Origin of the sequence: Hypericibacter adhaerens (assembly GCF_008728835.1) — a bacterium.
Lineage (GTDB): Bacteria > Pseudomonadota > Alphaproteobacteria > Dongiales > Dongiaceae > Hypericibacter > Hypericibacter adhaerens.
In genome coordinates this window covers 3,411,220-3,428,452 of sequence record NZ_CP042582.1, presented here as the reverse complement: position 1 = coordinate 3,428,452, position 17,233 = coordinate 3,411,220, and the positions used below count along the sequence as shown (strand labels likewise).

Sequence of the window (17,233 nt, the reverse complement as noted above, 5' to 3'; positions counted from 1 at the left end):
AAGCTCGCTCCCGCCGGCGCCGCTAGATCCCCTCGCCTTGATCGGGCTGGGCCGTGCTCTTCTGCGGCTGCTCGTTGCCGTTGCCGGGCGGCGGGGTGCTGTTGCTGCTGCTTCCGCTCCCACCGCTGCTGCCATTGCTCGATCCGCTCGAACCGTTGTCGGCGCCGGAACCGCCGCCACGCGCTTCGGCCAGGTGATCGACGAGGCGCGCCAGTGCGCTCTCATAGAGGCGGATGCCGTTCTCCTGGAACTCCTGCGGGTTGAGGCCGAACTGCGCGGCCAGGTCGTGCTCCGTCTGCAGCACGCCCTCGTCGTCGACATAGAGCTTGATCGCGATCTCGTCGCGGTTCCAGTTGTTGGCGAAGAGCATCAGGCTGTCCTGGTCCATGCCCTGGACCTCGGAGGCGGGCACCGGCGCCGTGAAGCGCAGGTTCCAGATCTTCCCGTCATCGAGCTTGTCGAGCACGATCCAGCCTTCGAAGGCGACGTCGTTGCCGTGGAAGGTGACCTCGAGATCGCCCTCGTGGTCGATCTTGCTCTGGACATGCTCGTCGTTGAGCAGCGACTTCAGCAGCTCCGCCGAGGGCTTGTAGAGCGCGCTGTCGAGCCGGCTGCCCTTGGGTGCGTCGAAGGCGAGCGCCGGCGGGCAGAGCGGCGCCAGGCCGGCCAGGAACAGCGCCAAGCCGGCCGCCTTCAAAGCCGAATGCAGCCGAGCCGGACACGGCCACGCGGAACGCCACGAAGCGGAACGCAGCATCGAACCTCCAGGAACGATTGCCGGCGACGTGCCTGCCGGGACGAGGCCGGATCGGAAATCTCGCGCGAAGCAGCCTGCCCGCGCAATCGGGACAAAATGTGGCACGGGGCGCCTCATGGCGAGGACCGTCCCGTCACCTGGCCCTGCTTGGCCGGCGCCTCCGCCACGCTGGTCGAAGGCCGCGGGCGGGCCAGGAATTCCGGCAGGGCCGCGGCGAAGGCGCCGCTGGAGACGGCCATGTCGGCGCCCTTCAGCTCCTTATAGTCCACCTCGGCGGATTCGATGCCGATGATGGCATAGGCGTCGTTCTCGAAGAGCAGGTCGGGCGAGCCGGAATCGCCGGGGACGGTGCCGCAGTGATGGGCATAGGTGTTGTCCTTCCACACCATCGACAGATGACAGTCGCGCCGCGCCACCGGATGGTCGCTGCGCTCGTTGCCATAGCCGATCTGCATCATGGCGGGGCCGCTCTGGTCGATCATGGCCTCGAGCTGGTCGCTGTCGAGCACGCGGATCGGCAGGATGCCGGTCTCATGGCCGACGCCGCGATCGAGGCGCAGCAGGGCCCAGTCATAGCCGTCGATCTCGTTGGTCTCGAGAAAGCGCCGGTGATCGAACTCGGGCGGCACATAGACATCGGTGATCTGGGCGGTGGCCACGAACTGCCCCTGGTCGTAGCCGGCGCTGAAGCGCTCGGCGATCACGCTCTGATGGTCCTCGTCGAACAGGCAATGGGCGGCGGTCAGGATCACATCCTCGGCCACCACCGAGGCCGAGCAGAGGCCGCCATCCGACATCTCGAGCAGGCCGATGGCGCGCGCTGGCGGGGCGCTGGCGTCGATCGGCTCGCCGGGCGTGTCGCCATGGGGGTTATCGGCCTCTTCCTGCGTTGGGGCGCTGCCCGAGGCCTGGCCGCCGCCGCCCGGCGAGGCCAGCGCCTCCAGCAGGCGCGCCAGCGAATCCTGGTAGAGCTTGATCCCGTTCTCACGGAACTCGTCGGGATTGATCCCGTACTGGACCGCGAGGTTATGCTCGGCCTCGAGCTGGCCTTCCTCGTCGAGATAGAGCTTCAGCGCGATCTCGTCGCGGTTCCAGTCGTTGGCGAAGCGCAGCAGGGCGCCGCGGTCGCGATCGCCGGTCCGGTCGGCCGGGATGGGCGCCGTGAAGCGGAGATTCCAGATCTCGCGGTCGTCGACGCGGTCCAGCACGATCCAGCCCGGCAGATCGCCATTGTCCGCCCGGAAGCTCAAGCCGACATCGCCCTCGTGATCGATCTTGCTGACGATGCCTTCGTCGGCCAGCAGCGACTGGATCAGACCCGCCGAGACGCGATAGACCGGCGCCTCGACCCGGCTGTCGTTGGGCGGCCGGAAGGCCAGCGCGGGCCCGGCAGTCCATAGCGCGGCACCGACCAGGAGGGCCAGCAGGCCGGCGGTGAAGGCAGTCGGGCGCATCCGAACCTCGTTTCAGGGAATCCGGGTCCCCCGGGACCGGACGGGCATTATGCCCGGATTGCGGAATTTTTGCCTGTGGGTTGGGAACCCGGCGCAGTCCCGCCGCCGCCCCCGATTGAAGGCGGCGGGGCCGGGAAAGGCACGTTTCGGCTCGGAAAGGCGCGGGTCATGGGCTGGCGGAGCGCTGCCCCATCCGGCGCGCCGGGTCCTCGTCGTCCGGGCTCTTCATCCAATCCTCGATCGACGTCGCCTGCAGCTTCCCCGAGAGGAGGTCCTTCAGCGCCGGGTCGAAGGTGGCGCCGCCGACCACCAGGAAGACGTGGTTGATGTAGTCGAGATCGATCCAGGCGTAATTGATGCCGATGATCCGGTACTTCCCGTCCTCCTCGAGCAGGAGCGGCGAGCCGGAATCGCCCTTCACCAGGCCGCATTGCGTCGTGTAGTAGCCCGCCTCCAGCACGTCGGCGGGGCCGCAATCGTGGCGGAGCTTGGGACGGAAGCCGCTCTGGCCGCCATAGCCGATCTGGATCACGTCGCTCTTCGCGTCGTCCACGATGCGCTGGAGCTGGGCCTTGGTCGCGGCGAACACCTCGATCGTGCCCGCCTTCCGGCCGATCGGCGCGTCGAGCTCGAGGAGCGCCCAATCGCGGCTGAGCCGGGGATTGTCCGCGATGGAATTTCCGTCGAACTGATGGACCGGATCGAACTCGGGATCGACATGGACGCCGACGACCCCGGCTTCGGCCACCGCGTCGCCATGGTCGATGCCGGCATAGAAGACGAGCGGTTTCTGATGGCGGCCCTTGTCGTCCATGATGCAATGGGCGGCGGTCAGGACGATATTCTCGGCGACCAGCGTGCCCGTGCACATATAGCCGCCCTGGATCTCGAGGCGGCCCACGGCTCGGGCCGGCATGCGGCTCGGATCGGCCAGCTCCCAGTCCGAGGCATAGGCCTTGTCGCCCTCCGCCTCGTTCGCCTTGCTCTCGCGGTCGAGCTCGTCGAGCGCACGGGTGAGCGCGGCGCGGAAGCTGTTGATCTGCTCCTTGAAGAACGCGGCGTCATATTGCGCCGAGACCCCCGGTGCGATCACCGACAGATAGAGGACGCCGCTTTTGGCGACGTCCAGACGCTCCGACTGACCCGCGTTCTTGCTGTTCCAGCGCAGCGCGAAATCGTGCAAGGCGGCGCGGCCGAGATAGCGGATACGGTCGGCGGGGACGACGGCCACCGGACTGACCGAGCGGATCTTCTGGTGGGAATCGAACTCGAAGGAGATGTAGCCGCCCACCGGGACCTTGCCGTCGATCCAGGTCACCTTGATCTCGTCCTCGTCGTCCGACGGCTTGGTGTCGATGTCCATCTCCTTCACGACCGACAGGGCCTGGACCATCGTCATGGAGTCCGCGGCCCGCGCCGCGGTGCGCGCGCCGAGGCCGGCGGCGAGGATCAGCAGCAGGGCCAGGCCGGTGCGGATGATCGGGGCGGGGCGCAAGGATGGGCTCGGGGCGGCGGTCCGTCGGTGCTTCGCTAGCGGTTCTTGGGGTTCCCCGAATCCGACATGTCGTCGGAGACCGGACGGTCGAGGAAATCGGGCAAGGCGTTGGCGAAGGCGGCGCTCGAGACCGCGACATTGGCGCGCTTCACGTCATGGATGTCGACGATCGCGGTGTCCACGCCGACGATGCTGTAGCTGTCGTTCTCGCGGAGCAGCTCCGGCGAGCCCGAATCGCCCGGCTCGATATAGCAGAGATGGGCAAAGGTATTGTCGTCCCAGACATGCATCAGGTCGCAGCCGGTCTGCATGGTGAGCTTCTTCGAGCTGCCATAGCCGACCCGGACCAGCTCGTACTGCGGGGAGCCGATCATCTTGCCAAGCTCGGCCCGGCTCATCAGCTTGATCGGCAGCACGCCGGTCTTGTCGCCGATCGGGCGGTCGAGCCGCAGGAAGGCCCAGTCGAGCCCCTCCATGCCGTCCGAGATGAACGCGCGCGTGACGTCGAAATCCGAAGGCGCGAACTGGTCGAGGATGCGGGCCGACGCGATCTCGGTGCCGCCATCGTAACCGGCGCGGAATTGCGTCGGCTTCCGCATCTTGCCGTTGGAATCGAAGATGCAGTGAGCCGCCGTCAGGATGACGTCCTTGCCGACCACGCTCGCGGTGCAGTAGCCGCCGCCCGCCAGCTCCAGCAGGCCCACGGCTCTCGCCGGCAGCCGGCTGGTGTCGGCCTTCTGCCGGCTCGACCGGTAGCTGCTGGCGAACTCGTCGAGCTGCCGCAGGATCCGGCCCAGCGTCTGCCTGACGCGGTCGATCCCGCTGGCCTGGAACTCGGCCGGGTTGAGGCCGTGCTCGACCGGCAGGTTGGCGGCCGCGATCAGCACCCCGTCCTCGCCCCTGAACAGCGTGATCAGCCCTTCCGAGCGGTTCCAGCGGTTGGTGAACTCGGCGATGAGGTTGTCGGCGACGCCTTTGATGGCCTCTTCCGGCAGGAGAGCGGCCAGCCGGAGATTCCAGATGCTGCCGTCGGGGTTGCGATCGAAGGTGGCGAAGCCGGGATAGTGGTCCTTCCCGTCATGCCACTCGATCGCGACATCGCCGTCGGTCATGGTGCGCGGCGACAGCCCGGCCTTGTCGAGCAGCGACTTGATATAGCCGTCCGTGGCTTTGAACAGGCTGCCATCGACCGCTTCGCCGGTGCCTGCCGCCTGGGCGGGCAGGATCGGGGCGAGGGCGATCAGGAGGAGGATGGAGAGGAAGCGGGCCGGGACGAGCAATCTCATGGGCAATGGGCCAAATCGGTCTTGCGGGCGAGGGCAGGAAGGAAAGGCGATCGTGCCGGTCGCCCTCCTCGTCAGTCTGGCGTGAAAATCCGGCACTCTGCAACCGCAGCGGGGCTGTTTTTCGCGCCGGGAGACCGGCTCAGGATGATCGGGGAAGGCGCCTAAGGCGGGGTTTCCCCGCCGCCGCCATCGCCGAGCTTCGCTCCGGCCCGCGGATTCGGGCGGGATTTGGCCAATTTCCGGGCAAAATCGGCGGGGGAAGGCGCAGTTGCCTGCCCTGGGGCCGGGTGATATTTTCCCGGCCTCCCGACATCCCCTTAACCATTGAGACCCGGCCCTTTCCCGGACCCATCCTCAGGATTCGCATGTCGCTCGACCGCAAGACCGTTGCCCATATCGCGACCCTCGCCCGCATCCGGCTCAAGGATGAGGAGCTCGACCTCTATGCCAAGGAGCTGGACGGCATCCTGCATTGGGTCGAGCAACTGAACGCGGTCGATGTCTCGGGCGTCGAGCCGATGAGCGGCGTCGGCCGCTTCGCGCTGCCCAAGCGCAAGGACGAGGTGACGGACGGCAACTGCCGCGACCGCATCCTCGCCAACGCGCCCGAGCCCGCGGCCGGGTTCTTCTCGGTCCCGAAGGTGGTGGAGTAGGGATCTCGCTCATGTCGAATCTCACCGACCTCACGATCGCCGGCGCGCTCGACGGCCTGGCGAAAGGCCGCTTCTCCGCCAAGGAACTGACCCAGGCCCATCTGGAGGCGATGGCGGCGCAGCGCCATCTCAACGCCTTCATCACCGAGACGCCGGAAAAGGCGCTCGCCATGGCCGAGGCTTCCGACCAGCGCCGCCATGCCGGCAAGGCGGGCGCCATGGACGGCATCCCGCTCGCGATCAAGGATCTGTTCTGCACCGAGGGCGTGCTGACGACCGCGGGCTCGCATATCCTCGACGGATTCAAGCCGACCTATGAATCGACCGTGACGGCCAACCTCTGGAAGGCCGGCGCCGTGATGCTGGGCAAGGTCAATATGGACGAGTTCGCGATGGGCTCCTCCAACATGACCAGCTATCACGGCCATGTCGCCAATCCCTGGAAGCGCAAGGCCGACAAGAACGCGATGCTGGTGCCCGGCGGCTCCTCGGGCGGCTCGGCCTCTTCGGTTGCCGCGCGCATCGCCATGGCGGCGACGGGCACCGACACCGGCGGCTCGATCCGCCAGCCCGCCGCCTTCTGCGGCATCGTCGGCATCAAGCCGACCTATGGTCGCTGCTCGCGCTGGGGCATCGTCGCCTTCGCCTCCTCGCTCGACCAGGCGGGGCCGATGACGCGCAGCGTCGAGGACGCCGCGATCATGCTGGGCGCCATGGCGGGCCACGACCCCAAGGATTCGACCTCGGTCGATACGCCGGTGCCGGATTTCCGTGCCGGCCTCACCGGCGACATCCGCGGCATGAAGATCGGCATCCCCAAGGAATATCGCGTCGACGGCATGTCGCCCGAGATCGAGAAGCTCTGGGGTCAGGGCGCCGAATGGCTCAAGGCCGCCGGCGCCACGCCGGTGGAGATCTCGCTGCCGCATACGAAATATGCGCTGCCGACCTACTACATCATCGCGCCCGCCGAGGCCTCCTCGAACCTCGCGCGCTATGACGGGGTGCGCTTCGGCCTGCGCGTGCCGGCGGATTCGCTGGACGAGATGTACGAGCTCACCCGGGCCGCCGGTTTCGGCGCGGAGGTCAAGCGGCGCATCCTGATCGGCACCTATGTGCTCTCGGCCGGCTATTACGACGCCTATTACCTGCGGGCCCAGCGGCTGCGCAGCCTGATCGCGCGCGACTTCACCGAGGCCTTCAAGCAGGTCGACGTGATCCTGACGCCGGCGACGCCGACCGCGGCCTTCGCCGAGGGTGAGAACAGCGACGATCCGGTGGCGATGTATCTGAACGACGTCTTCACCGTGACCGTGAACCTGGCAGGCCTGCCGGGCCTCTCGGTGCCTGCGGCGCTGTCGGGCGAGGGCTTGCCTTTGGGACTGCAGCTCATCGGCAAGGCCTTCGACGAGGCGACGCTGCTCAAGGCGGGCCAGGTGCTGGAGAAGGCCGCGGGCTTCACCGCGCGGCCGGAGGCGTGACGACCATGAACGATGCCATCCCGAACGAGGGCAACCTGGTCCAGGGCCGTACCGGCCCCTGGGAGATCGTGCTGGGCCTCGAGGTCCATGCGCAGGTGATCTCGAACTCGAAGCTGTTCTCGGGCGCGGCCACCGCCTTCGGCGCCGAGCCCAACACGCAGGTGAGCCTGGTCGACGCCGCTTTCCCCGGCATGCTGCCGGTGATCAACGGCTATTGCGTCGAGCAGGCGGTGCGCACGGGGCTCGGCCTCCACGCCCAGATCAACCTGCGCTCGGTGTTCGACCGCAAGAACTACTTCTATGCCGATCTGCCGGCCGGCTATCAGATCTCGCAGTATCTGCAGCCGATCGTGGGCAAGGGCACGATCATCCTCGACCTGCCCGACGGGCGCTCGCGCGAGGTCGGCATCACGCGTCTCCATCTCGAGCAGGATGCGGGCAAGAGCCTGCATGACCAGCATCCGAAGAAGACCTATGTCGATCTCAACCGCGCCGGCGTGGCGCTGATGGAGATCGTCTCGGAGCCGGACATGCGCTCCTCGGAGGAGGCCGCGGCCTATCTCAAGAAGCTGCGCTCGATCCTGCGCTATCTCGGCACCTGCGACGGCAACATGGACGAGGGCAGCTTCCGCTGCGACGTCAACGTCTCCGTGCGCAAGCCGGGCGGAGAGCTGGGCACGCGCTGCGAGATCAAGAACGTCAACTCGATCCGCTTCGTGCAGCAGGCGATCGAGTACGAGGCGCGCCGGCAGATCGAGCTGGTGGAAGACGGCGGCACGGTCAAGCAGGAGACGCGGCTCTTCGATTCGGCCAAGGGTATCACGCGCTCGATGCGCAGCAAGGAGCATGCCCACGACTACCGCTATTTCCCGGATCCCGATCTGCTGCCGCTCGAGCTCGACGCGGCCTGGGTCGAGAGCATCAAGGCGACCTTGCCGGAGCTGCCCGATGCCAAGAAGGCGCGCTTCATCAAGGCCTACGGCCTTTCGTCTTACGACGCCGGCGTGCTGGTGGGCGAGCGCGAGACGGCGGCCTTCTACGAGACGGTGGTGGCTGGCGGGAAGGCGGGGGCCCGCGATCCCAAGCTCGCGGCCAACTGGGTGATCTCCGAGCTCTTCGGCGCGCTCAACCGGCTGAACAAGGGAATCGAGGAATCGCCGGTCTCGGCGGCAGCGCTCGGCGAGCTGGTCGATCTCATCGCCGACAACACGATCTCGGGCCGCATCGCCAAGGACGTGTTCCAGGCCATGGTCGAGAGCGGCAAGGGCGCCAAGGCGATCGTCGAGGAGAAGGGTCTGCGCCAGGTGACCGACACCGGCGCCATCGAGGCCGCGATCGACAAGATCATGGCCGAGCAGGCCGACAAGGTCGCCGAATACCGTTCCGGCAAGGACAAGCTGCTGGGCTTCTTCGTCGGCCAGGTGATGAAGGCCATGGGCGGCAAGGCCAACCCCGCCCTGCTGAACGAGCTCCTGAAGAAGAAGCTCGCGGGCTGAGCCTGCCCGACAGCGCCGATGCGCGCGACGCTCCAATCTCCTCCCCCCTTGAGGGGGAGGTTAGGGTGGGGGGTGATCGTCGAACACGATGCTGAAGCAGCCTTTCATCACGCGAGTGCCGGCTTGCAACGAACTTGTGGCCACCCCCCCCCCAGCCTCCCCCTCAAGGGGGGAGGGGAAGAACGCGAAGCCAGCGAAACGTTCGCATCGGGTTAGGCCGCGATGCTTGACTATCTCCGCGGCTTCCTCGACTTCTTCGCGGCCAACCCGGCCCTGGCCTATGGCCTGGGATTCCTGGCGGCGATGGCGGAGGCGCTGCCGGTCGTCGGCGCGGTCATTCCCGGCTCGACGCTGATCGTGGCGACGGGCGCGCTGGTCGCGACCGACGCGATCCGGCTCGGGCCGCTTTGCGGATGGGTCATCCTCGGCGCCGTCGTCGGCGACACCGTCGCCTACAACATCGGGCGCCATTACGGCCGCTCGATCGTCACCCGCTGGCCCTTCAACCATTATCCGCGCCTGATCGACGAGGCCGAGCGCTTCTTCGCCCGCCATGGCGGCACCAGCGTGCTGCTCGGCCGGTTCCTGCCGGCGACACGAGCGTTCGTGCCGCTTTTCGCCGGCATCCTCAAGATGCCGCCTTTGCGCTTCTATCCCACGGTGACCGTGGCGGCGGCGCTCTGGGCGCTCGCCCATATCCTGCCGGGTGTGGCGGTCGGCGCCTCGCTCACGCTGGCCGGCGCGGTGGCGGGCCGGCTCCTCATCTTCATCGCGCTCATGGTCGGGCTGCTGCTGCTGGCGCTGGCGCTGGTGCGCCTGGTCTTGCGCATCGGCCTGCCCTGGCTCGACCGCCATCTGGCCCGCCTCGACGCCTGGGCGCTGCGCGGCGAGAGCTGGCCGCGGCGCCTGCTGCGCTCGCTGCTCGAGCCCAACGAGCGCGAGTTCCGCGGCCTGGTCGCCGCCGTGATCCTGCTGGTCGCGGCGCTGTGGCTGTTCTTCGCGCTGCTGGAAGGGGTGGTCGAGGGCGAGCCCCTGGTGCGGGCCGATTCCGCGATCTACGGGCTGCTGCAATCCCTGCGTCTGCCCTGGGCCGACGGATTCATGGTGGCGGTGACGGAGCTCGGCGATCCGATCGTCGTGATCGGCGTCACCCTGGCGGTTCTCTTGTGGCTCCTGTCGCAGCGCGCCTGGCACACCGCGCTCTACTGGCTGGCGGCGGTGGCGCTGGGCTCGCTCTTCAACACCGGCCTCAAGCTCACGCTCTACCGGCCGCGCCCGGTCGCCGATCTCTATAGCGGCTGGAGCGCCCTCTCCTTCCCGAGCGGCCATGCCACGGTCAATATCGTGATGTGGGGCTTCCTCGCCTTCCTGGCGACGCGCGAGATGGGGCCGCTCGGCCGGCGCCTCTTCGTCGCGCTCATCGTCGCCTTCGTCAGCCTGATCGCGATCTCGCGCCTCTATCTCGGCGCCCACTGGTTCTCGGACGTGAGCGCCGGCCTCGCCTTCGGTGCCGCCTGGCTGACGCTCCTGGGCACGGTCTATCTGCATCATCGTCCGGAACGCATCCACAGCCGGGGGCTGGCGATCGCGGCGATGGCGGCGCTCATCGGCATCGGCGCCTTCCATATCGATCGCAGCCACAGGCAGGACATGGCGCTCTTTGCGGTGCGCCAGCAGACCGAGGCGATGTCGCTCGAGGACTGGCGCCAGGACGGCTGGAACGCGCTCGCGGAACGCCGCGTCGACCTCAAAGGGAAATATGAGGAGCCCTTCACCGTCGCCTGGGTCGGTCCTCCGCATGCGATCGCCCTCGAGCTCGAGAAGGCCGGCTGGCGCGAGCCCGTGCGCTGGAGCGTGTCCAGCCTGCTCGCCTGGCTCCTGCCCGATCCCGGACCCGAGGCGCTGCCCGTCCTGCCGCGCCTCGACGATGGCCGTCCGCCCGTGCTGATCCGGCTGCTGCCGCGTCCCGACGGCTCTCGTCTCGTGCTGCGCCTCTGGCCGACAGCCCTTGCGATCCGCGACGGGAACGGCCGGACCCTGCCGGTGCTGGTGGGAACGGTCGCCGCGCAGCAGCCGCGCCGGCTCCTGAAGCTGATCACCCTCAACCGGATGCAGGGCAGCTTCGACGCCGCGCGCGATACGCTGGCACAGACCCTGCAGGCGGGCCGGCTGGCGCCGCATGGCAAGCCGAGCGCGGCACAAGGCTGGGACGGTCGGATGCTGCTGCTGGAGACCCCCGGTCCTTGAGGCTTGCGATGAGCGGACCGGCCAGAGAAATCATCATAACAGAAAGCTCGATACCCATCTTGCGGGCGGGAGCGGGTCTGTTGCTGCTCCCCATTGGGGCCGTTTTCTGCATCGTCGGGTACAACGCCATTTTGGATTATACCGCGAGCGTTCCCATGGCTTCGCTTGTCGTCGTGCTGGGCGCAACCTGGTTTGCATGCCAGTTCTGCTGCGTGATTGCACGTGTGAGCGTGAAGAATGGATCGATCGAGATCACGCGCCCGCTCGACCGGATCGTGCTGGCAGAAGATGCAATCCTGAAGTCGCGCATCTTCGTGTTGCGCCCGAGCCGATGGATCCTGATGGCCATCAGCGTGAAGGGGCGGCGCTTGCCGATCGTTCTCCAGTGCACCGTCTTTGACCACACCAACGTCGGTGGTCTCCGTGCGACTGTCGCGGCATTTCGCGACCTTCTTGGCCGGCGAGGCGGAAGCGCCTAGCTCGGCCGCCGGATCATGCGCCAGACGGCAAAGAGCCCGATCAGGACATGGGCCGAGGCGAGATAGATGAAGTAGCCGGGCGGTCCCAGATGCACCATCGCCTGGCCGACCGTGAGCGGTCCCAGGATCGCGCCCAGGCCATAGGCCAGCATCAGGCTCGAGCTCGCGGCCACCATCTGGTCGGGCTCGAGCCGGTCGTTCGCATGCGCGACCGAAAGCGAATAGATCGGCATGCTGAGCCCGCCATAGAGGAACACGACCGCGAGCAGGCCGGGGCGCGAGATTTCGGCGAGATAGAGGCCGGCGACGCAGAGGAGCGCCAGGGCCGTCGTCAGCACGGTGATCACGCGCCGCCGGTCGAAACGGTCGGCCAGCCAGCCGAGCGGCCAGGGGAAGATCGCGCTGCCGATGACGGCGAGCGCCATATAGAGCGAGACCTCCGAGACCGAGAAGCCGATCGTCCGGGCATAGACGGCGCCCATGCCGGAGAAGCCGCTCAAGGTGACGCCGGCGCCGAGCGTGCCGATCATGCCCAGCGGCGAGAGGCGGTAGAGCGTGCGCAGCGAGAGCTTGCGCGATTCGCCGAAACGCGGCATCGGCGCGCTCACCAGCAGCACCGGCAGGACCGAGGCGGAGATCAGGATCGCGACCAGGGTGAAGAGCTGGAAGCCGGCGGGATCGTCGAGATTGAGCATGAGCTGGCCGCTGGCGATCGCGGCGGCCTGGATCACGGTATAGAAGGCGAGCAGGCGTCCCCGGTTCTCGTTGGCGGCCCGGTCGTTGAGCCAGCTCTCGATCACGACATAGAGGCCCGAATAGCAGAAGCCGGTGAGGGCCCGGAACAGGGTCCAGCTCTCCCAATAGACGAAGACCGCCTGGATCAGGATCGCCATGCTGGCCAGCGCCGCGAGCGCCGCGAACACCCGGACATGGCCGACCCGCTCGACGATCCGGGGCGTCAGCTGGGAGCCGAACAGGAAGCCCGCGTAATAGCCCGACATGATGATGCCGGTGACCGAGGCCGGGAACCCTTCGAGGGTCGCCCGCAGGGCGAGCAGCGATCCCTGAAGCCCGTTGCCGGCCATGATCAGCGCGACCCCGATCAGGAGCGGTGCGGTGGCCAGGAGAACAGCGCGCATGGAGGGTCGGGAGGCCTGATGCCAGGGCAGAGGGCGGGCGCGGGGGCCACCTTACCGCCCTCCCAACGCCCTGTCATACCGGTGTCATATTCCGCGCCGGCAGCGGAATCCGGCGGCTTTCGGCCGGTATCGCCGCCTTCGGCGGTGGCTTTGGGGAGGGCACCGGCACGCCACCGCCGCAGCCGGTAACCCTCTGGCGGAACAACCTTTCTGCCAGCGCGGTTACCGACGAGTGCGTTGCCGGCCCCGGCGGAATTGCCTAATTACGCAGGCAAGGGGCCGCGACCGGGCCCGTCATTCAATCCGAGGATCTCACCGATGATCGAGCTTTACAGCTGGGCCACGCCGAACGGCCACAAGATCCACATCATGCTGGAGGAGACCGGGCTTCCCTACAACGTGCATGGCGTCGATATCGGGCGCGGCGATCAGTTCAAGCCCGAGTTCCTCGCCTTCAGCCCCAACAACAAGATCCCGGCGATCATCGACACCGAAGGCCCCGACGGGCGGCCGATCTCGGTCTTCGAATCCGGCGCCATCCTGATCTATCTCGCCGAGAAGACCGGCAAGTTCCTGCCCAAGACGCCGCGCGGCCGCTACGAGACGCTGGAATGGCTGATGTTCCAGATGGGCAGCATCGGGCCGATGCTGGGCCAGGTGCATCACTTCCGCGGCTACGCGCCGGAGCAGATCCCCTACGCGATCAACCGCTACACCAACGAGGCCAAGCGGCTCTACGGCGTGCTCGACAGGCGCCTCGCAACCCACGCCTATGTCGCCGGCGAATACTCGATCGCCGACATGGCGATCTGGCCCTGGCTGCGTTCCTGGGAGCGCCAGGGCGTGCAGCTTGCCGACTATCCCAACACCAAGCGCTGGTTCGAGCAGATCGAGGCGCGCCCGGCCGTGGCCAAGGCGGTCAAGGTGCTGAGCGAATCCCAGCGCGCCGAGATGGATGCCAAGGCCAAGGAAATGCTTTTCGGCGCCACGCAGTATCAGCGGCGGTGAAGCGATCGTTTGAACCTGCCCATCCACCGCTCGCTTTTATCCCCTCCTCCCTTGGGGGGAGGTTACGGTGGGGGTGAAGAACGCGATCTTGAGCGATCACTCTATCGCGTGAGCATGGCTTTCATTGAGGGTATGGCCACCCCCACCCCAGCCTCCCCCACAAGGGGGGAGGGGATCAGTGATGCGGTGCGGGGGAGGTGCCCCGCGTGACGCTCGCCTGCTTCCGGGGCTAGGATGCGGCGCCATGAGCAAGAAACCTCCCACGCCCCGCACCAATCTCCATCCGCAGACCATCGCGGCCCAAGGCCTCGGCTGGATCGATGCCGAGACCGGCGCCGTGGTGCCGCCGATCCACAACGCGACGACCTATGCGCGCGACGAGAGCTACGAGCTGATCGGCGGCCGCTCTTATGCGCGACCGAACAACCCGACGCTGGAGCAGCCGGAGCAGCTCCTGGCCGCGCTCGAAGGCGGGGAAGCCGCCGCACTCTTCGCCTCGGGCATGGCCTCGGCGGTGACGTTGTTCCAGTCGCTCTCGCCCGGCGACCATGTGGTGGCGCCGCGCTCGATGTATTGGGGCCTGCGCGACTGGCTGACGGGCGAGGGGCGCCGCTGGGGGCTCGCCGTCGATCTCGTCGACAGCACGGTGCTGGAGGCGGTCGCCTCCGCGGTGCAGCCCGGCCGCACCAAGTTGATCTGGATCGAGACCCCGGCCAACCCGGATTGGGGCGTGACGGACATCGCGGGGGTCGCCGCCATCGCGCGGCGCGCCGGGGCCAAGCTCGCGGTCGACAACACCGTGCCGACGCCGGTCCTGACCCGGCCGCTCGCGCTCGGGGCCGATTTCGTGATGCATTCGGCGACGAAATACCTCAACGGCCATACCGATCTGCTCGCGGGTGCGCTGGTGGCGGCGCGACAGGACGATCATTGGCAGCGCATCCTGGCGCTGCGCGGCAGCGGCGGCGCGGTGCTGGGCGCGTTCGAGGCCTGGCTCCTGCTGCGCGGCATGCGCACGCTCTTCGTGCGCGTGCGCCACGCGTCGGTCTCGGCGCTCGAGATCGCGCGGCATTTCGACGGGCATCCGAAGCTGGTCGAGGTGCTCTATCCCGGGCTCGAGCGCCATCCCGGCCATGCCGTGGCCGCGCGCCAGATGGAAGGCGGTTTCGGCGCGATGCTCTCCCTGCGCGTCAAGGGCGGCGCGGAAGGGGCGCTCAAGGTGGCCGCCCGCTGCCATCTCTGGGTGCGCGCGACCTCGCTCGGCGGCACCGAGAGCCTGCTGGAGCATCGCGCCTCGGTCGAGGGACCCAGCAGCCCGGTGCAGAAGGACCTGCTGCGCCTCTCGGTCGGGCTCGAGGAACCCGGCGATCTGATCGAGGATCTCGAGCAGGCGCTGCAGGCTCTCTAAGCCCGCGAGAAACGCGCGAGCCGGCAGCTCTCCAGCATCCTCACCTCGACCCCGTCGAGGATCTCGCTCGCCGCCAGCCGCCCGACGAGGGGCGCCAGCGTCACGCCGGCATGCATGACGGCGAGATAGAGTCCCTCGACGCCGCCGGCGCCGACGATCGGCAGGCCGTCGGCCGGCATCGGGCGCAGCCCGACCGAGACGCTTTCCAGCGTGGTGCCTTCCGCAGCGCGCAGATGCCGGCGGACGGCCGCGAGCGTGCGCTGCGCGATGGCTTCGGGGCCGTTCTCGCCCGCGGCGTCGACATAGTCCTCGGCAGCGAGCAGCTGGACGGGCGAAGCCTGCCGCACTTCCATCACAGGGCCGGTGAGGATGCGGTTGACGAGGCGCCCCGCCGTCTTGAAGCGCAGGAGCAGGGCCGGCGAGGTCTCCACCGGTAGGGCGAGGTCGATCGTGCGGCACAGGGCCGGCGCCTCGATGCCGGCGGCGATCACCACGCGATCGGCGCTGACGATACCGTCGCGCGTCCGAATGCCTGAAATCTTGCCGCTCTCGGCGGCGAGCGCGATCACCTCCGTCTCCAGGCGGAGCTCGGCGCCGGCGCGCCGCGCGGCATCGGCCAGGATCGTCGTCGCGGCCACGGGATCGACCGCGGCTTCGCTCGCGGCGAAGGCGGCGATGGCGGGCGGCTCGGTCAGGTTGGGCTCGAGCCGCGCGATCTCGGGCCTTTCGACCAGGCGGATATCGTAGCCCCAGGCCGCATGCTCGCGCACCAGACGCTCGGTGTCGGCCGGATCGCGGTTCCAGGTGAGGGCACCGCACCAGTCGATCGGCAGCGGGCGCTCCAGCTCCTGTTCCAGCCGGCGCCAATCCTGGACCGCGAGATGCCGCAGCTGCGAGTAGGGTTCCGGAAGGCCGTGCGCGACGTTGATCCAGGCGAAGGCCTTGCCGGTCACCGCACCGGCGGGCTTGCCCTTGTCGATCAGCGTCACCGGCGCGCCGCGCCGGGCCAGGTGATAGGCGACCGAGGCGCCGACGATGCCGGCGCCGATGACGATCGTCCTCGGCTTTGCTGTGGTCATCGGGGTTTTATCGGATTGCGGTCGTCGCCGGCTCGAGCGGCATCAGGTCACTCCGCCACGGCGCGACGGGTCGCCGATCGCTCGAGGCGGAAGCTCTCATAGGGAAACTGCGACGGCGCGCCCGGTGCCACATGCGCCCGGATCTCGGGGCCGATTTCCCAGATCACGCTGGCGAAGGTGAAGAAGCCGCTCCGGCGCCGGTCGGCGTTCTCCGTGGTGACCGAGACCGGATTGTCCGGGTCGTCCTGCGAGGCGAGGGTCTCGCGGATCACCGCCTGTTCGAAGGGGGCCGCGCGACCTTTCAGCCGGGTCTCGAGCGCCGCCAGGCGCTGGCGCGTGTTGCGGCGGAACCGCGCCGCCTCTTCGGAGGCCGAGGGCGGCAGCAGGTCCCGGTTCGCCAGGGCGTGGTTGGTATGCCAGAGGCAGCCTGGCGCCGCGTCCTGGGGCGTGAAGGCCACGGCATGGTCGGTCGAGCACTCGAAATCGCCGAGCTGGCGGCCGTCCGACAGGATGTAGTTCTGCCCCGAGGCGTGCCGGATCTCGCCGAGGAAACGCGCGGCCTCGTCATAGCCGGTCCGGGCCAGGAGCGTGCGCGAGACGAAGGCGACCGGCAGGCCGTCGCTGGCGCTGTTGAGGTCGCCCAGCGTGTTGACCGTGACGGCGAGGCCCGCGCTGTTGACGCCGCACAGGCCGATCATGCCGGCCATGGTCAGGACATAGGCGTCCAGGCCGGGCGCGATGTCCCGGATCAGGAGCAGGGCCTGCAGCCCGTCGCTCCAGCGCGCCAGATCCATGTTCTGCGCCAGGAGGGCGCCGCCGCCGGGCGTCAGGCTGGCAATGCCGCTGCAGTGATGCGCGGTTCCGGCAGCCTCGCGCCGCTGCTTGAGCTGCACCGAGTACCACCATTCCTCGTCCATGAACTGGGCGGCGAGGAGGGCGTCCTCGGGAAGCTCGGCGCCTTCGGCGATGCCGCGGACCTCCTCGAGGAGATCGGGCGCGTGGCGCTCGATGGCGGCGACGAACCGAGTCTCGGCCAGGAACCGGCCGATGAACCGGTCGGCGGGCATGGCCATGAAGGCTTCGATCTCGGCCCGCCAGCGCCGGTCGCGCTCGCGCACCAGCGCCTTGAGCTGGCGCCCATGCTGGCGGCCGCGCTCGCGCGCCGAACCGCCGATTTCCGCAACAGCCAGCCTGGCCATGACCTGTCCCTCATTCCCGTCCGCGAACCGCGTGGTGCGCCGAGGGGAGAGT

General features: G+C 68.3%; 14 protein-coding genes. 7 read left to right on the top strand and 7 right to left on the bottom strand.

The window, feature by feature from the left end:
• Positions 1-22: 22 nt before the first annotated feature.
• The 4 genes from FRZ61_RS15095 to FRZ61_RS15080 all read right to left on the bottom strand — a co-directional run bounded on the left by FRZ61_RS15095 (position 23) and on the right by FRZ61_RS15080 (position 4,992).
• Positions 23-682 (bottom strand): type III secretion system chaperone family protein, encoded by a 660-nt coding sequence (locus FRZ61_RS15095; RefSeq protein WP_191909034.1) that lies wholly within the window; start codon positions 680-682, stop codon positions 23-25.
• A 188-nt stretch (positions 683-870) separates the two neighbouring features.
• The gene (locus FRZ61_RS15090; RefSeq protein ID WP_151118517.1) at positions 871-2,211 is read right to left on the bottom strand and encodes a YbjN domain-containing protein; all 1,341 of its coding nucleotides are present in this window, start codon (positions 2,209-2,211) and stop codon (positions 871-873) included.
• Positions 2,212-2,377: 166 nt separating this feature from the next.
• Complete coding sequence (locus tag FRZ61_RS15085; protein ID WP_151118516.1) at positions 2,378-3,706, bottom strand: trypsin-like serine peptidase; 1,329 nt, start codon at positions 3,704-3,706, stop codon at positions 2,378-2,380.
• A 35-nt stretch (positions 3,707-3,741) separates the two neighbouring features.
• Entirely contained in the window at positions 3,742-4,992 is a 1,251-nt protein-coding gene (locus FRZ61_RS15080; protein ID WP_151118515.1) for a trypsin-like serine protease, read from the bottom strand.
• Between the two features lie 365 nt (positions 4,993-5,357).
• On the opposite strand from FRZ61_RS15080, the gene gatC reads away from it, so the two are divergent.
• The 5 genes from gatC (at position 5,358) to FRZ61_RS15055 (ending at position 11,348) form a co-directional block, all read left to right on the top strand.
• Complete coding sequence (gatC, locus tag FRZ61_RS15075; RefSeq protein WP_151118514.1) at positions 5,358-5,645, top strand: Asp-tRNA(Asn)/Glu-tRNA(Gln) amidotransferase subunit GatC; 288 nt, start codon at positions 5,358-5,360, stop codon at positions 5,643-5,645.
• An 11-nt stretch (positions 5,646-5,656) separates the two neighbouring features.
• Positions 5,657-7,126: an Asp-tRNA(Asn)/Glu-tRNA(Gln) amidotransferase subunit GatA gene (gene gatA / locus FRZ61_RS15070; protein WP_151118513.1), complete on the top strand. Its 1,470-nt coding sequence runs from the start codon at positions 5,657-5,659 to the stop codon at positions 7,124-7,126.
• Positions 7,127-7,131: 5 nt separating this feature from the next.
• Complete coding sequence (gatB, locus tag FRZ61_RS15065) at positions 7,132-8,622, top strand: Asp-tRNA(Asn)/Glu-tRNA(Gln) amidotransferase subunit GatB (protein WP_151118512.1); 1,491 nt, start codon at positions 7,132-7,134, stop codon at positions 8,620-8,622.
• A 222-nt stretch (positions 8,623-8,844) separates the two neighbouring features.
• Positions 8,845-10,869 (top strand): bifunctional DedA family/phosphatase PAP2 family protein, encoded by a 2,025-nt coding sequence (locus tag FRZ61_RS15060; protein WP_151118511.1) that lies wholly within the window; start codon positions 8,845-8,847, stop codon positions 10,867-10,869.
• A gap of 8 nt (positions 10,870-10,877) precedes the next feature.
• Positions 10,878-11,348 carry a hypothetical protein gene (locus FRZ61_RS15055; RefSeq protein WP_151118510.1) on the top strand — a complete coding sequence of 157 codons (471 nt, stop codon included), beginning with the start codon at positions 10,878-10,880 and terminating at the stop codon, positions 11,346-11,348.
• Here FRZ61_RS15055 and FRZ61_RS15050 read toward each other — a convergent pair.
• Positions 11,345-12,487, bottom strand: a complete 1,143-nt coding sequence (locus tag FRZ61_RS15050) for an MFS transporter (protein ID WP_151118509.1) — start codon at positions 12,485-12,487, stop codon at positions 11,345-11,347. The genes FRZ61_RS15055 and FRZ61_RS15050 overlap by 4 nt on opposite strands.
• A 318-nt stretch (positions 12,488-12,805) precedes the next feature.
• Here FRZ61_RS15050 and FRZ61_RS15045 point away from each other — a divergent pair, with 318 nt between their 5' ends.
• Positions 12,806-13,495: a glutathione S-transferase N-terminal domain-containing protein gene (locus tag FRZ61_RS15045; RefSeq protein ID WP_151118508.1), complete on the top strand. Its 690-nt coding sequence runs from the start codon at positions 12,806-12,808 to the stop codon at positions 13,493-13,495.
• A gap of 244 nt (positions 13,496-13,739) precedes the next feature.
• The gene (locus FRZ61_RS15040; protein ID WP_151118507.1) at positions 13,740-14,903 is read left to right on the top strand and encodes a trans-sulfuration enzyme family protein; all 1,164 of its coding nucleotides are present in this window, start codon (positions 13,740-13,742) and stop codon (positions 14,901-14,903) included.
• Here the strand turns inward: FRZ61_RS15040 and FRZ61_RS15035 are convergent.
• Positions 14,900-15,982 (bottom strand): NAD(P)/FAD-dependent oxidoreductase, encoded by a 1,083-nt coding sequence (locus FRZ61_RS15035; RefSeq protein WP_151118506.1) that lies wholly within the window; start codon positions 15,980-15,982, stop codon positions 14,900-14,902. The genes FRZ61_RS15040 and FRZ61_RS15035 overlap by 4 nt on opposite strands.
• A gap of 47 nt (positions 15,983-16,029) precedes the next feature.
• Positions 16,030-17,181 carry a C45 family autoproteolytic acyltransferase/hydolase gene (locus FRZ61_RS15030; protein ID WP_151118505.1) on the bottom strand — a complete coding sequence of 384 codons (1,152 nt, stop codon included), beginning with the start codon at positions 17,179-17,181 and terminating at the stop codon, positions 16,030-16,032.
• Positions 17,182-17,233: the final 52 nt, after the last annotated feature.

Excerpts from the sequence above, each read along its gene's own strand:
- FRZ61_RS15090 (WP_151118517.1), bottom strand. The coding sequence starts at position 2,211 with ATGCGCCCGACTGCCTTCACCGCCGGCCTGCTGGCCCTCCTGGTCGGT.
- FRZ61_RS15080 (WP_151118515.1), bottom strand. The coding sequence starts at position 4,992 with ATGAGATTGCTCGTCCCGGCCCGCTTCCTCTCCATCCTCCTCCTGATC.
- gatC (WP_151118514.1), top strand. The coding sequence starts at position 5,358 with ATGTCGCTCGACCGCAAGACCGTTGCCCATATCGCGACCCTCGCCCGC.
- gatA (WP_151118513.1), top strand. The coding sequence starts at position 5,657 with ATGTCGAATCTCACCGACCTCACGATCGCCGGCGCGCTCGACGGCCTG.
- gatB (WP_151118512.1), top strand. The coding sequence starts at position 7,132 with ATGAACGATGCCATCCCGAACGAGGGCAACCTGGTCCAGGGCCGTACC.
- FRZ61_RS15060 (WP_151118511.1), top strand. The coding sequence starts at position 8,845 with ATGCTTGACTATCTCCGCGGCTTCCTCGACTTCTTCGCGGCCAACCCG.
- FRZ61_RS15055 (WP_151118510.1), top strand. The coding sequence starts at position 10,878 with ATGAGCGGACCGGCCAGAGAAATCATCATAACAGAAAGCTCGATACCC.
- FRZ61_RS15050 (WP_151118509.1), bottom strand. The coding sequence starts at position 12,487 with ATGCGCGCTGTTCTCCTGGCCACCGCACCGCTCCTGATCGGGGTCGCG.
- FRZ61_RS15045 (WP_151118508.1), top strand. The coding sequence starts at position 12,806 with ATGATCGAGCTTTACAGCTGGGCCACGCCGAACGGCCACAAGATCCAC.
- FRZ61_RS15040 (WP_151118507.1), top strand. The coding sequence starts at position 13,740 with ATGAGCAAGAAACCTCCCACGCCCCGCACCAATCTCCATCCGCAGACC.
- FRZ61_RS15035 (WP_151118506.1), bottom strand. The coding sequence starts at position 15,982 with ATGACCACAGCAAAGCCGAGGACGATCGTCATCGGCGCCGGCATCGTC.
- FRZ61_RS15030 (WP_151118505.1), bottom strand. The coding sequence starts at position 17,181 with ATGGCCAGGCTGGCTGTTGCGGAAATCGGCGGTTCGGCGCGCGAGCGC.